Origin of the sequence: Bacillus sp. FJAT-27986, from assembly GCF_001685035.1 — a bacterium.
Classification (GTDB): domain Bacteria; phylum Bacillota; class Bacilli; order Bacillales; family Pradoshiaceae; genus Pradoshia.
Window position 1 is genome coordinate 45496 of sequence record NZ_MAYV01000012.1, and the last position, 14305, is coordinate 59800.

15 protein-coding genes are annotated in these 14305 nt (G+C 36.0%); 14 read left to right on the forward strand and 1 reads right to left on the reverse strand.

The window, feature by feature from the left end:
• Positions 1-35: 35 nt before the first annotated feature.
• From A8L44_RS06640 to A8L44_RS06655, 4 genes are all read left to right on the forward strand, one after another.
• Entirely contained in the window at positions 36-896 is an 861-nt protein-coding gene (locus A8L44_RS06640) for a CvfB family protein (protein ID WP_066103450.1), read from the forward strand.
• 11 nt (positions 897-907) lie between these two features.
• Positions 908-1471, forward strand: coding sequence for an HAD-IA family hydrolase (locus tag A8L44_RS06645; RefSeq protein ID WP_066103452.1), 564 nt, complete (start codon positions 908-910; stop codon positions 1469-1471).
• Between the two features lie 524 nt (positions 1472-1995).
• The gene (locus tag A8L44_RS06650) at positions 1996-2619 is read left to right on the forward strand and encodes an ECF transporter S component (protein ID WP_066103455.1); all 624 of its coding nucleotides are present in this window, start codon (positions 1996-1998) and stop codon (positions 2617-2619) included.
• Between the two features lie 394 nt (positions 2620-3013).
• Positions 3014-3727 carry an AAA family ATPase gene (locus A8L44_RS06655; RefSeq protein ID WP_066103458.1) on the forward strand — a complete coding sequence of 238 codons (714 nt, stop codon included), beginning with the start codon at positions 3014-3016 and terminating at the stop codon, positions 3725-3727.
• A gap of 171 nt (positions 3728-3898) precedes the next feature.
• Here the strand turns inward: A8L44_RS06655 and A8L44_RS06660 are convergent, their stop codons facing one another.
• Positions 3899-5491, reverse strand: a complete 1593-nt coding sequence (locus A8L44_RS06660; protein WP_066103460.1) for an ABC-F family ATP-binding cassette domain-containing protein — start codon at positions 5489-5491, stop codon at positions 3899-3901.
• 351 nt (positions 5492-5842) lie between these two features.
• Between A8L44_RS06660 and A8L44_RS19330 the strand changes: the two genes are divergently transcribed.
• The 10 genes from A8L44_RS19330 (at position 5843) to A8L44_RS18680 (ending at position 14126) form a co-directional block, all read left to right on the forward strand.
• Positions 5843-6712 carry a 3D domain-containing protein gene (locus A8L44_RS19330; RefSeq protein ID WP_066103463.1) on the forward strand — a complete coding sequence of 290 codons (870 nt, stop codon included), beginning with the start codon at positions 5843-5845 and terminating at the stop codon, positions 6710-6712.
• 244 nt (positions 6713-6956) lie between these two features.
• The gene (locus A8L44_RS06670; RefSeq protein ID WP_066103466.1) at positions 6957-8051 is read left to right on the forward strand and encodes an SEC-C metal-binding domain-containing protein; all 1095 of its coding nucleotides are present in this window, start codon (positions 6957-6959) and stop codon (positions 8049-8051) included.
• A gap of 175 nt (positions 8052-8226) precedes the next feature.
• Positions 8227-8778 carry a mismatch-specific DNA-glycosylase gene (locus A8L44_RS06675; protein ID WP_066103469.1) on the forward strand — a complete coding sequence of 184 codons (552 nt, stop codon included), beginning with the start codon at positions 8227-8229 and terminating at the stop codon, positions 8776-8778.
• A gap of 220 nt (positions 8779-8998) precedes the next feature.
• Entirely contained in the window at positions 8999-9199 is a 201-nt protein-coding gene (locus A8L44_RS06680) for a cold-shock protein (RefSeq protein ID WP_066103471.1), read from the forward strand.
• Between the two features lie 81 nt (positions 9200-9280).
• Positions 9281-9478 carry a cold-shock protein gene (locus A8L44_RS06685; RefSeq protein WP_066103474.1) on the forward strand — a complete coding sequence of 66 codons (198 nt, stop codon included), beginning with the start codon at positions 9281-9283 and terminating at the stop codon, positions 9476-9478.
• Positions 9479-9651: 173 nt separating this feature from the next.
• Entirely contained in the window at positions 9652-10308 is a 657-nt protein-coding gene (locus tag A8L44_RS06690; protein ID WP_225983575.1) for a GTP pyrophosphokinase, read from the forward strand.
• Between the two features lie 83 nt (positions 10309-10391).
• Positions 10392-10808, forward strand: a complete 417-nt coding sequence (locus tag A8L44_RS06695) for a CBS domain-containing protein (RefSeq protein ID WP_066103476.1) — start codon at positions 10392-10394, stop codon at positions 10806-10808.
• A gap of 265 nt (positions 10809-11073) precedes the next feature.
• Positions 11074-13383 (forward strand): ATP-dependent DNA helicase, encoded by a 2310-nt coding sequence (locus A8L44_RS06700; protein WP_066103477.1) that lies wholly within the window; start codon positions 11074-11076, stop codon positions 13381-13383.
• Positions 13384-13395: 12 nt separating this feature from the next.
• Entirely contained in the window at positions 13396-13872 is a 477-nt protein-coding gene (locus A8L44_RS06705; protein WP_066103479.1) for a dUTP diphosphatase, read from the forward strand.
• Between the two features lie 104 nt (positions 13873-13976).
• Positions 13977-14126 (forward strand): lmo0937 family membrane protein, encoded by a 150-nt coding sequence (locus A8L44_RS18680; protein WP_139063809.1) that lies wholly within the window; start codon positions 13977-13979, stop codon positions 14124-14126.
• Positions 14127-14305: the final 179 nt, after the last annotated feature.

The window sequence follows — 14305 nt, forward strand, 5'->3', positions numbered from 1 at the left end:
CTTAAGGATCGTATAAAGGAAGCGGTGAAGAGTTAATGAGTTATTTACAACCAGGTATTAAAGCAACATTAACAGTGGAAAGAGAGGTTTCATTCGGATACTTTCTTTCTAATGGTGAAGAAGATGTTTTGCTTCACACACATGAAATCGTTGGTGATCTTGAAATAGGGCAAGAAATAGAGGTTTTCTTATTTAACGATAAAGAAGGCCGATTGACAGCCTCCATGAAATTGCCAACCATTACTGAAGGTGATTATGATTGGGTTCCGGTCGTGGATGTTCATCCAAGCCACGGGGTTTTCCTTGATATCGGACTTCAAAAGGATTTATTGATCTCCAGTGACGATTTACCAAAATTAAAAAGCCTATGGCCAGAAGTAGGAGACCAGCTTTATGTTACATTAAAAGTCGACAATAGAGGCAGAATGTTTGGTCGTCTTGCTACTGAAACCGTTGTACAGGAATTAAGCGAGCATGCTCCTGAATCAATAAAAAATAAAGATTTTGAGGGAAGAGCTTACCGTTTATTAAAAGTAGGCACCTTTATTTTAACAACAGAAGGGTACCGCTGTTTCATTCATGAGAGTGAACGTGCGAATGAACCAAGGCTGGGTGAATTGGTCAAGGGCAGAATTATTGAAGTTAAGCCTGATGGCAGTACAAACGGCTCGTTGCTGCCACGTACGCATGAACGCCTTGATGAAGATGCGGAAGCAATCTTTACTTATCTTGAAAGCCGCGGGGGCAGCATGCCTTATTGGGATAAATCGAATCCGGAGTCTATCCAAAAACGTTTTGGTATGAGTAAAGCAGCTTTTAAACGTGCACTCGGCCGACTAATGAAGGATCGCAGAATTACACAAGAGGATGGCTGGACGAAGATAACGAAACAATAAGGGGAATGGATATGAATATACTTTGGGACTTTGACGGCACTTTATTTGATACCTATCCCGGTTATGCGAGAATGGTCAAAAGTGCAGTGGAGACACCTCTTTCGGAGGAAGAAATCTTTTCCTTGCTAAAGGTGTCGTTTGGCCATGCGTTCAACGAACTTAAGCTAACCGAAGAACAAATTAAACATATTCATATACTTGAAAGGCAGTTAAAGCCCTTGGATTTCAAACCGTTTCCGGGAGTGAAGAATGTGCTGGAGGCAGCGGATTTAAATGTAATCATGACGCATAAATACCGTGAAGGTGCCGAGAGTATTTTAAAAGCAAACGGAATGGATCAATATTTCACAGAAATAGTAGCCATTGATGACGGATATCCAAAAAAACCTCATCCAGCAAGCTATCAGTACCTGCACGATAAGTACCGTATTGATCTCGCGGTTGGGGATAGGGAGTTAGATATTTTACCTGCCAAAAGTATTGGAATCAAAACCTGCTTATTTCAGAATGATACGCCAGGTGCGGATTATTATGTTAATAGCTATGAAACGTTTTTTGAGATTGTTAAAAGATAAGTTAAGTTCAACAGGTGGAGAGAGAACAAATTGTTCTTTCCCACCTGTTTTGCTTTTTATGGATAGATTATAACGAATCCCTTGCTGGAAATAGATTTTTAACATATATACTTTACTAATAAGATTGCTGGATTAGGAGAAAAGAATAGATATGAGGTTAAATAGCCATTAATAGAGCCGTTATTCAGAATAATAGAGCCAATTTTAGTGATAATAGAGCCGATTCTGACTAGAATTCAGCCGAATTCAGCAATAATTGAGCGAATCAGTAAGGAAATAGAGCGGATTAGTTTTCCATTGGATATTTTCTCAATCTTTAGGATGTATAGCGATAAATGAACATCCCATGAGTACAATTATGTAATTCAGTATCTGTAAGGGTTATTTCACATATTTAAGATTTACATTAAATTTTGAATCCTCAAAGCGAAATATCTTTACATACCAAATAATTTATCCTTATAATTTAATTTACTAATCAAAAGATAATTTAAAGAAATTTGATTACTGAAGGAGTTAGAAAGTTGAAAATAAAAGACTTTACTTTAACAGCCATTTTTTTATCTATTATTCTATTATTTGCGTTTACACCATTTGGTTTTATTCATTTAGGTGTAATTAAAGCAACCTTAATTCATATTCCAATTATTATTGCCTCTATTATTTTAGGCCCAAAGATAGGTGCGTTATTGGGATTAGTATTTGGATTTACTAGTATTGCTGTAAATACGATTACTCCGACATTATTATCATTTGCTTTTTCACCAGCAATTCCCGTATTAGGAACAGATCAAGGAAGTTTTTGGGCGTTATTTATTGCCATTGTTCCAAGAGTAATGATTGGATTTATACCTTACTATATTTTTAAAGCATTTCGTAATGCTATAACAAAGAAAAATTCGCTTCAAAAACCTGCTTTATTTATTACAGCTTTAGTGTCCACTTTTATGCATACATTCTTGGTTATGGGTTCTATTACCTTTCTATTTCAGGATGCCTATGCAGAGGCTATTAACGCTGGCAGTACAAGTGCCATTTATAAAGCTGTTTTAACTGTGTTTTTTACAAATGGACTTGCCGAAGCACTCCTTGCCGGGATGGTAACGATGGCGGTAGTTCCGCCTTTATTAAAGATTTCGAGAAGATAAACTCATGTCACTATTTCTGAATATCAATTAAGAAATGTCAAACTCACATATTAATTTGAACGCCATTTTGAATATCAATATTCAAAATGGCGTTTTTTATAGTTGCTGTTTGGATTGAACTTATTATCAAGTGTTATAGAAGTTACTAAGTATAGAGTAATTTCAAGGAAAATAAGCAGTACGTGTCGTCTATAATCAATTTTTCCAACTACGCGGCTTTATACTATTTTCGTGGGATTAAATTGTGAAAAGTAATGATATTTTGTATATAATTGTTAAATAAAGCGATCCGATTTGATTGTCGAATGCTATGCATGGTTTATTGTCTTTTTCATTCAGTTAAAGGGACGTTTTATTCGAAAAAAAGTAAAAAAGGAAATCGTAGGTGATAGTGTTGTTCTTAAAGAGAATTCAACTTGAGCATGAAAACATACCTTCTTATAATGAGTATCCTTTCTCTATTCCTTCAATAAAGAATCTTCACCAATTGAATTTGAAAATCAATGTTACATTTTTTGTTGGGGAAAACGGTTCAGGAAAATCTACACTTCTAGAAGCAATTGCTGATAAATGTCAGTTTAATACAGCAGGTGGAGGGCGGAATAATACTTATAATGTTCATGCTTCAGAATCCGCACTTGGCGAATATATAAGGCTTTCGTGGCTTCCTAAAGTCACAGACGGTTTTTTTCTTAGAGCAGAGTCATTTTATAATTTTGCTTCTCATATTGATGAAGTAAAAGCTTATAATGCCTATGGCGGACGTTCTTTGCATCAACAATCTCATGGCGAGTCTTTTTTGTCCCTCTTTTTAAACCGATTTAAAGGGAGAGCCATCTATTTATTAGATGAACCAGAAGCTGCCTTATCACCCCAGCGACAACTTTCATTTTTGAAAATCTTACATGATTTAGTCACTGCAGGGGACAGTCAATTTATAATCGCTACACATTCTCCAATTCTTTTAGGATATCCCAACGCCACAATTCTAAGTTTTGATAACGATACAATTAAAGAGATAGATTATGAAATGACAGATCACTATCAAATAACGAATTACTTTTTACAAAATAGACACAAGTTTTTGCGAGAGATATTAGAAGATTAATCATCCAGAAGACACCGTATGTAGTCGTTTGATTAAGATTAAGGCTTTAATTATGGAGAAAATACAGAAGGATTTAAGCTGTTTTGTAATTTTTTATATTTAACAAGGCACTAATCCAAATTATAAGAAAAAGACTATCAGTTAAAATTCACTGATAGTCTTTTGCATTCATTACTTTTTAACTGTCTCTAAATACTCATCATACGTCATTTGTTTGTCGATGATGCCATCTGGAGTAATTTCGATAATACGGTTTGCAATCGTTTGGATAAACTGGTGGTCATGAGATGTGAAGATCATGGCACCTTTGAAATTAATCATACCGTTATTGACTGCTGTGATGGATTCCAAGTCTAGATGGTTCGTCGGTTCATCCAAAAGAAGAACATTTGCTCCGCTGAGCATCATTTTGGATAGCATACAACGAACTTTTTCGCCACCGGAAAGAACAGACGGTTTCTTCATTACTTCTTCACCAGAGAAGAGCATTCTTCCGAGGAAACCGCGAAGGAATGATTCGCTTTCATCCTGTGGAGAGAATTGACGAAGCCAATCCACTAGAGTTTGCTCGTTTCCTTCAAAGAACTCAGAGTTGTCTTTAGGGAAGTAGGATTGTGAAGTTGTAACTCCCCATTTGAATGTTCCTTCATCAGCTTCCATTTCACCCATTAGGATTTTAAATAGAGCTGTTTTGGCATTATCATTTTGACCAACTAAAGCGATTTTGTCGTCTTTATTCATAATAAAGCTAACATTGTTCAGTACCTTTTCTCCATCAATCGTTTTGGATAGACCTTCTACACGCAGAAGATCATTACCAATTTCGCGCTCTGGAGTGAAGTGTACATATGGATAACGGCGGGATGAAGGTCTAATATCATCGAGCGTAATCTTTTCCAATAATTTTTTACGGGAAGTGGCCTGTTTAGATTTAGAAGCATTAGCACTGAAACGGGCAACGAATGCTTGTAATTCCTTAATCTTTTCTTCCTTTTTCTTATTGGACTCAGCTGTTAATTTTTGTGCCAATTGGCTGGACTCATACCAGAAATCATAGTTTCCGACATACAATTGGATTTTTCCGAAATCAAGGTCTGCAATATGTGTACATACTTTATTCAAGAAATGACGGTCATGGGATACAACAATTACCGTATTCTCAAAGTTGATTAAAAATTCTTCAAGCCATTGAATAGCTTTGATATCAAGGTGGTTGGTAGGCTCATCGAGTAATAATACGTCCGGTTTGCCAAATAAAGCTTGTGCAAGCAATACTTTTACTTTTTCTCCACCATCTAGCTCAGCCATCTTTTTGTTGTGTAATTCTTCTGGTATCCCTAACCCTTTAAGTAGGATTGCTGCATCAGGTTCTGCTTCCCAACCATTCAGTTCAGCAAATTCACCTTCAAGTTCTGCTGCTCTCATACCATCTTCGTCGGAGAAGTTTTCCTTCATATAAATAGCATCTTTTTCTTTCATAACTTCATAAAGTCGGGCATGTCCCATAATAACTACTTGAATCACTTCAATATCTTCATATTCGAAGTGGTTTTGCTTTAAGACTGTAAGGCGCTCTCCAGGGCCAAGGCTGACAGTTCCAGATTGAGGCTCTAGCTCACCTGATAAGATTTTAAGAAAAGTAGATTTTCCGGCACCGTTGGCGCCAATTAATCCATAGCAGTTTCCAGGTGTAAATTTAATATTTACATCTTCGAACAATTTTCGGTCTCCAAAGCGAAGACCTACGTTATTTACAGTAATCATGTATTTCATTTCCTCCGTTTGCTGGTATCTAGCAAATTATATCACCACATGTACACATTTTGAAAGAGAAGTGCTAACATTCTCGTGTTTTAGTCAGAAAACAGCACTTTGGCGATGGTAATTTGTGTAAAACAGCTTCTTCGATAGCTATAAAGACAAAAAATCCAGTACTAACAGAATCAATAGATAAAGCGCTTACTGATATACTTTTCTGTAAATTTGTTACATTAACGTAATATTAGTGACATATATGTAATAGGTTTAACATCTATTTGTTCTTAACAACTATTTTAGTTAGCTGGTAGGATAATGTCTGAAATTCATTCGGTCAAAATAAAGGAGGTTAGCCCGATGAATCAATTGATTATTGCAGTATTAATCTCAACATCACTTGCGGGAGTCATACAAGGTGGCTTCGTTTCCTCATCAAATAATAATAAAACTCAACATATAGATCAGCAGCCAACAGCTGAAGTAAGTCAAGTAGTGAAAGATGATTTGACTGATTTTATGTTTATAGATATGCCTGAAAAAAAGACAAGCTCTACAATCATTCAGAATGATAAAGAGTTTGAGCATACTTCATATGAATCTATTAATTCAAGCATTAAAGATACAGAAATGAACATACAATCATCTGCTAACGCTGCTGCCGATGCAACAGATCGAGTCGAAACGAAAGACGTGCAATCGACTGAACGTAGAACAGACTTATCTAAGATAGAAAAGGCTGTAAAGACGGAAAAGACTCAGGAAAATAAGGTTATTAAAACACCTGCAGTTGAAGATAAAGATGAGGTAAAAGAAACATCTGTAAAATCACCAATTGAAGAAGAGGTAAATAAAAATACAGAAACTGCCGTAACTTCTGAAGTTGAAGAAGTAGATGAAGAAATAAATACATCTGCTGAAAACTCTGAGCAGGATGAGAAAATCATTACTGTTAAGGCAACAGCTTATACCGCGGATTGTGAAGGTGGAACTGGTGTCACATACACTGGTATAGATCTTAAAGCTAATCCTAATCAAAAAGTAATTGCTGTTGACCCATCTGTAATTCCACTGGGCACAAAAGTTTATGTGGAAGGGTACGGACATGCAATTGCCGGAGATATTGGAGGAGCAATTAAAGGTAATAAAATTGATGTTTTTATTCCATCACAAAGTGAAGCGGAAGACTGGGGTATTAAAACAGTTGATGTGAAAATTTTGGAAGACTGATAGGTTTTTTGATTGGTCATGAAAAGCAATCCAAGCACGCTGGATTGCTTTTTCCTTTCTATTCTAGTAAAAGAGGGGTAGTATCAATACCATATGTTTTAGTCAATTACATAAGTGTATAGAAGGAATTTAAAATTTAGGAATAGAGCGACAGTTTATTTTTTTCGTGATTTGTAGTAAAATTTAATTCTTTGACGGGGAATTATTATATTTTTAGTTTTTGAATCAATATGGAGGAATTCTGATGACAACTGCAACTGTAGATGAATATAATTTAGAGAGTTTGCTGGATTCATTAAAGATGGATGCTTTAAAGAATATCCGCAGAAATCTAAATTTAAAAAACATGAGTTCATTAAGAAAAAAAGAATTGGTAGCAGCACTGGCTGAGAAAATACCAGCTTCTGTCCCTGAGAAGGTTCAAATGATGGATCTTCATCAATACACAGCTATTGTAGCGATGTTGACAAAAAGCGGGATTATGCCAATCGAACAAATTGGACTTGAAAATGTATTTTACTTATCAAGTATCGGATATATCCACCCTTCCAAAGTGGAAGATCAACCAGTGGTTGTAATGCCGACTGAAGTAATGAAACAATTTTACAATTTAAATCCAAAAGAAATCATGACTGTCATTAACCGTAATCAAAAAGTGACAAACATTCTTTTTGGGTTAATTCGTTATTATGGATTTATAGAGGTTGAAAAAGCTCATAAATTGATTGAAGGATATATCCAGGAAGAAGTGGATATTGAATGGTTGCACAATTACATTCGATATTTGGAAGATTTCTATGGAGATTTCCGTCTAGATGATGAATATATTATTCATGATACTATCAAGGAATTAGATGGATTTAAACAGGCTCAGGCAAGCAGAGTAGGCTTGAAATACTACCATATTCCTGCTGAAACTATGGTAAACGTGAACCGGTACGAGCCATTTGAAAGAACAGAGCAAATGGTTGAATTCATTCACTATTTATCAGATACGTATTCTTTGAAACAAGAAGAAGCAGCAGAATTGGCAGACCGTTTTATCTTTAAAGTTCAATTCGGAGAATCCTTGCCTGATGTGGTGAAATGGTTTGGAGAACAAATTGAATTTGAGTCAGAAAAAGATATTAATGCACTGGTTGAAAAAATGGTTACTGTCGTAAACAATACAAGACTATGGATTTTAAAAGGTCACACACCTTCTGAATTATCCTCTCCATCTGCTAGTAAACCTGCAGCTTCTGCTCCAGTTCTAAAAACTCAACCAAAAGTAGGCAGAAATGAACCTTGCCCATGCGGCAGCGGCAAAAAATATAAAAAATGCTGCGGTAAAGCTTAATCTCATACAGGTAACTTGTGAACATGGTGTGTACCTCGTGGCGTTTGCTACGGGGGATATGCCGTGTTTTTTATTTTTAACAAAGAAGTAGATGTAAGAACAGTCATAAGTTGATTACTTTATCATCATTCTTAAATGCGTTATAATCATCCAAAATAGAGCGAGGAGGGTATGAATGGAGGATTTTGAATCTTTAACATTGCCAACCTATATCAAGCCTGGATTGGATATTGTATTTTGTGGGATTAATCCTGGCAGAATTTCTGCTCTAAAAGGGTATCATTTTGCGAATCCAGCGAATTTGTTTTGGAAGGGTTTGTATTTGGGTGGCATTACGCCGTATCAGTTTAAACCTGAGGAGACGGCAAAGCTCTTGGACTATGGTTACGGAATAACTGATATTGTCGGCAGGGCAACAAGATCTTCTTCTGATTTGAAAAAAGATGAATTTATAGAGGGTGCGGCTGACCTAAGGAATTTAATCACTCAATACAAGCCTAAATGTTTATGCTTCATTGGGATTACTGCCTTCCGCTATGCAACAAACCGTCTTAAAGGCAAAGTAGAACCAGGTCTTCAGGACGGCTTGTTTTTTGCTACACCTGATTGGGAAGGCTGCTATATCTTTGTTGTTCCATCTACAAGCGGGGTAAATGCCCATTATACGAGAGAAGAACGAATAGACTATTTCCGGCAATTATATGAGTGGAATAAATCTCAAAAATAAATAGGTATAATATCTGCTGACAGAGGCATGATATGGTTAGAAAGTTCAGCAGATTATTGACATTTCTGAAAATGTGCCGTATTATAAGGTATAATGTTTATCTTTATAAAATTGACCGTAAATAGACATTCACTTATTATAAAGTGTTCTCTTTTTTACAGAGCGGTACTTTTTATAATAGGTGAATCTTTATTTATCACACATTTTTGGAGGTAACAAAATGAAAAACGGTAAAGTAAAATGGTTTAATGCAGAAAAAGGTTTCGGATTCATTGAAGTTGAAGGCGAAAATGATGTATTCGTACATTTCTCCGCTATTCAAGGCGAAGGTTTCAAATCTCTAGAAGAAGGCCAAAGCGTACAGTTCGACGTAACAGAAGGCGCTCGCGGACCTCAAGCTGAAAACGTAATTAAGCTTTAAGAAGTATGCGAATAAAGGCTATCCCAGGTATGGATAGTCTTTTACTACATAATTAACTTCTAAAAGAAAGGTGTGCCGGTTATGTATAATCGAAAAAATGTTGAGGAAATAATCCCTGAAGAAACGAAGGTGTGGGAATGTACTTCTGATGATTGTAACGGTTGGGTACGTGACAATTTCAAAGCTACAGCAACACCTAAGTGTCCATTATGTGGTAGTGAGATGACAGAAGGAATTAAAATGCTTCAAGCGATTAATAATCCTAGACGGAACGATTAAGCCGTCCAGCTTTCTCACAGAAACAGACCATTGAATATGTGGTCTGTTTTTTTTTGTCTTGTTTTTTATTTTGTGAATTTAACAGTATTTTCAATAGATCAAAATGAAACCATTTATTCGTCTTAATCGTATGTAGGGGTATGTAAACACTACAGAAAAGAGGTATCCCAACTGTGAATTTGCCTTATGAACAAGAATTAAATGAATGGAAAGAATTTTTAATTGGCTATAAGTTTGCATTAAGTGAAATGAATACAAAACTGGAAATATTAAATCAGGAATTTGAATTGATTCACAATTACAATCCAATCGAACATATTAAATCGAGAATGAAAAGTCCACAGAGTATTATGAAAAAATTAAAACGAAAAAACCTAGATATTACGGTTGAAAATGCACAGCAGAATGTCCGTGATATAGCCGGGATTCGTATTTCCTGTTCGTTTACGACGGATATTTATGCGATTGTTGATGCCCTTGGAAAACAGGATGATATACATATTATTGAGATTAAAGATTATATTAAAAACCCTAAGTCAAACGGGTATAGGAGCCTTCATTTGATTACGGAAATACCAGTGTTTTTTTCGAACTGTAAAAAATGGATGCCGGTGGAAATACAAATTAGAACCATTGCCATGGACTTTTGGGCGAGCCTGGAACATAAAATTTATTATAAATTCTCTAAGGATGTACCTGAGCATCTACTCCAAGAATTAAAAGGGTCTGCCGATATGATTGCAGAATTGGACGATAAAATGCTCAGAATTAATGAAGAAGTTCAGATATATAAAGATATTGATAAATTAATGAGTGAAACCAAACTTTAATTAACCTCCTTCTTCCATTAAAAAAATGTGTCAAAAAGGTAAAAAAGGGGAAGATAGAGGTAAAAGGAAGTGAGGTATAGCTCATGACGATGTTAAGAGAAATTATGACCACAAATGTAGACTATGTTACACCGCTTGATAATGTATATGAGGTTGCTTTGAAAATGAAAGAAGATAATGTAGGAATCATTCCTGTCTGTGAGGATAATACATTGATTGGCATCATTACGGACCGCGATCTGGTTGTGGACGGAATTGCTGAAAAACGGCCAGGTTCAACTAGGGTAACAGATGTGATGCATCAAAATGTTGTGACTGCAAACCCTGATACAACAGAGGAGGAAGCAGCTGCACTAATGGCTCAACATCAAATTAGGCGTCTGCCTGTCCTGGAAAACGGTAAACTTGTTGGAATTGTATCCTTAGGTGATTTGGCCGTAAGCTATACCGGTAATGACGAAGCCGGTGAAGCTTTGCAGGATATTTCAGAAGAAAATTAAGAAAAAGCCGAGTATATATATTCTTCATAAAAGCGGAAATTAGAAATATCCATATTAAGTGATTATGTGACAAGGCAATCAAACAAAACAGGGTATTCTCAAAATCTGAGAATACCCTGTTTTAGTTACTATTAAGGGTGAAGCAAAGAGATTTCAATAGTCCCTACTTTATATGAATGATGTTCTTTCAATTTCATTTAAGTAAGAACATCTGTACCCTATATGGTATGATAATGGTACTATGACGCAGGTTGGGTGAGTGTACATGTTAGGTGAGTATCATATATCCATTAGACAGTTAGTTGAATATGTTTATCGGGGCGGCGATTTGGACGGACGTTTTCGCACGGCCAGTTCTATGATTGAGGGGACAAGAATTCATCAAAGAAGACAAGCAGAATATGAGGAGAACGATGAAAAAGAGGTACCTCTTAATCTGATAATGGAATACGGGGATATTCTTTATGAGATTGAAGGAAGATGTGATGGTATTTTACATAGGCGAGAAGGAACAGTCATTGAGGAAATTAAATCAACCTCTGGAGCTCTTGATGGGATTGATGAAAATACATACCCTGTACACTGGGCTCAGGCAATGTGTTATGGCTATATATACTGTTTGAATGAAGGTCTGAAACATATTGATATACAATTGACTTACGTACAAATATTGACTAATCAAACAGCCTCGTTTCGCAAAACCCTAACATTTAAAGAATTAGAACAATTTCTAACTCAAGTACTCGAAAACTTTACACCATTTGCAATCCTGCAATTAAAGATACGGAGAGAAAAGCTCAATTCAGCAGAAAAAATCGAATTTCCGTTCGGAAATTTTAGAAAGGGACAGCGAAAGCTCATAGGAGCAGCCTGGAAAACCATTTCTGAACGAAAAAAATTATTCGCATTGGCGCCAACTGGCATTGGAAAGACCATTTCTTTTATATTTCCATCCATAAAAATGATGGGAGAAATAGACCATAAGATTGAACGATTTTTCTATTTAACAGCCAAAACAATTACGAGGCAAGTGGCTGAGGATACACTAAACATCTTAATTGGCAAAGGTTTAAAAGTGAAAACTGTTACCCTTACAGCTAAGGATAAAATGTGTCCTGATTGCACCTCTGGCCAATGTATATATGGGGAGGGGCATTATGACCGAATTAATGCTGCTGTTTTGGATATTTTAGAAAATGAATGGTTAATGGATAGAGAAACAATTCTGGAATACGCTCAGCGCCACCGAGTATGTCCTTTTGAATATTCGATTGAATTAGCATACCTGGCAGACATTGTGATTTGCGATTATAATTATATTTTTGATCCACGAGTATTCTTGAAACGACTATCTGATGAGCAAAAGAAACGAACTGTAATTCTGGTTGATGAAGCGCATAATCTGGTGGAACGCGGCCGGGAAATGTTTTCTGCAGAGTTGGAAAAGAAAGCATTTCTAGATATAAAAAGGGCGTACGGCCAATTGAATCCAGAGCTATCAAATGCAGCTAAAGTAATTAATGCATTATTGATTCAGCAAAGGAAGAAATTGGGCGAAAGGAAATCAGCTGCTTATTCGGAAAAGCCGGACGAGTTGCTGGATGCACTGGAAGATTTCGTACTTCATGCCGGTGCTCAATTAACCAGGTATGGAGAAAATCATACGTCAAATGAAATTGATTTATTAGAAACCTTTTTTCAATCACAGAATTTCCTACGGATAGCTAAGTATTATAATGAGCATTATACGACGCATGTAATAAAGGGAAGCAATAATGTATACTTAAAGCTGTTTTGTTTGGATCCTGCTTTAAATTTGCAAAAGATGACGAAGGGATTTGCTTCCACTCTATTCTTCTCGGCTACATTGACGCCAATTGGCTATTACATGGATGCATTAGGAAGTGGTGATGGGGATTATCGGATTCAAATCGGTTCACCATTTTCCCCAGATCAGTTGGATATAGCAATACAGCCGCTTTCTACAAGATTCCATGATCGCTCAGTATCTAGTGTTCAAATTGCCAGAACCATTCATGCAATTACAAAAAACAGAGGTAATTTTTTAGTGTTTTTCCCGTCCTACCAATTTTTAAGAATGGTTATGGACGAACTGGAGGAATTTGAGGAACCTTCTAAAATTCTGATACAAAATCAAGGAATGAGTGAGCAGGAAAGAGAAGATTTTCTGTCAGCCTTTGAAGAGAACCTAGATATTCCTGTAATTGGCTTTACAGTATTAGGCGGAATCTTTTCTGAAGGAATCGACCTGGTTGGCAATAGATTGAGTGGGGTTATCATAATTGGAGTTGGATTGCCTCAATTAAATGAAGAAAGAAACTTAATTCGCGACTATTATCACTCAAAAAGTAAAAATGGATTTGATTACGCGTATGTTTATCCGGGGATGAACAAAGTATTGCAGGCTGCAGGTCGATTAATTCGCAGTGAACAGGATACAGGTACGCTTACTTTAATAGATGATCGATTTTTAACCGATAAATATCAATCTTTGTTTCCTGAAATGTGGAGTCAGTTTAAAATTATTAATAGTTACAAGGATATTGTTACATAAAAGGAGATTTATATGAAAGAGCAAAAAGTAAGAGGATTCGAAGTTGTTAATTCTGCGTATATCAAGGTTCAAATGACGGAGGATGAAGTCAAGCTCCCAATGCGCGGAGATGCCGGATCAGCAGGATATGATTTTTTTTCAAACGAAACCATTACATTGAATGTTGGAGGAAAGCATCTGTTTTGGACTAACGTCAAAGCCTATATGCAGCAAAATGAATTATTGGAGATACATATCAGAAGTAGTTTGGGAGTGAAATATGGGCTAGTTCTATCAAATGGGACAGGCATTATTGATTCTTCCTACTATGGAAACCCTGAAAATGATGGGAATATTGGTATTTCCATTACTAATCGCGGAGAAGCTCCGGTTCTTGTAAAAAAAGGGGACAGGATTGCACAGGGTATTTTTAAACAGTATCTATTAGCAGATGAGGATCAAGTACTACATGCAAGCAGAACCGGTGGATTTGGTTCAACCAAACGCTGATTGGTACGGTAATAAATTGTTATTAATAATCGCTTTTGTTTTAAATCTTTTCAAATGGGTAAAAATAGGTAAATGAAACCCTTATTGGAAGAGAGATGATTCAAATGCTTTGGACATTAGTTGGAATCTTATTGGCTATATGGTTATTAGGTCTTATATTTAAAATTGGCGGAGCAATTATCCATGTTTTCTTAATAGTGGCTGCGTTAGTACTTGTTTATAATATTATTAAAAACAGAATTTCGCAAAGGTGAATAGGCAGATCTAAAACTAAAGAAATCACATTAACTATATCAGCCAATTAATTGAGGACTATATAAGGACATTGCTTCCTATATATAGTCCTTTTTAGATGGACAGAATTGAGTATGTTTCGTTACTCGAGTTGTTTTTTGATTATCATTAAACATCTGACCTTATTTTTTACCTCTTT

What these genes read in the sequence shown, in the direction of transcription:
- A8L44_RS06695 (WP_066103476.1), top strand. Translation starts at nt 10,392, where the DNA reads ATGACGATGTTAAGAGAAATTATGACCACAAATGTAGACTATGTTACA.
- A8L44_RS06675 (WP_066103469.1), top strand. Translation starts at nt 8,227, where the DNA reads ATGGAGGATTTTGAATCTTTAACATTGCCAACCTATATCAAGCCTGGA.
- A8L44_RS06660 (WP_066103460.1), bottom strand. Translation starts at nt 5,491, where the DNA reads ATGATTACTGTAAATAACGTAGGTCTTCGCTTTGGAGACCGAAAATTG.
- A8L44_RS06670 (WP_066103466.1), top strand. Translation starts at nt 6,957, where the DNA reads ATGACAACTGCAACTGTAGATGAATATAATTTAGAGAGTTTGCTGGAT.
- A8L44_RS06685 (WP_066103474.1), top strand. Translation starts at nt 9,281, where the DNA reads ATGTATAATCGAAAAAATGTTGAGGAAATAATCCCTGAAGAAACGAAG.
- A8L44_RS06700 (WP_066103477.1), top strand. Translation starts at nt 11,074, where the DNA reads ATGTTAGGTGAGTATCATATATCCATTAGACAGTTAGTTGAATATGTT.
- A8L44_RS06645 (WP_066103452.1), top strand. Translation starts at nt 908, where the DNA reads ATGAATATACTTTGGGACTTTGACGGCACTTTATTTGATACCTATCCC.
- A8L44_RS19330 (WP_066103463.1), top strand. Translation starts at nt 5,843, where the DNA reads ATGAATCAATTGATTATTGCAGTATTAATCTCAACATCACTTGCGGGA.
- A8L44_RS06705 (WP_066103479.1), top strand. Translation starts at nt 13,396, where the DNA reads ATGAAAGAGCAAAAAGTAAGAGGATTCGAAGTTGTTAATTCTGCGTAT.
- A8L44_RS18680 (WP_139063809.1), top strand. Translation starts at nt 13,977, where the DNA reads ATGCTTTGGACATTAGTTGGAATCTTATTGGCTATATGGTTATTAGGT.
- A8L44_RS06640 (WP_066103450.1), top strand. Translation starts at nt 36, where the DNA reads ATGAGTTATTTACAACCAGGTATTAAAGCAACATTAACAGTGGAAAGA.
- A8L44_RS06680 (WP_066103471.1), top strand. Translation starts at nt 8,999, where the DNA reads ATGAAAAACGGTAAAGTAAAATGGTTTAATGCAGAAAAAGGTTTCGGA.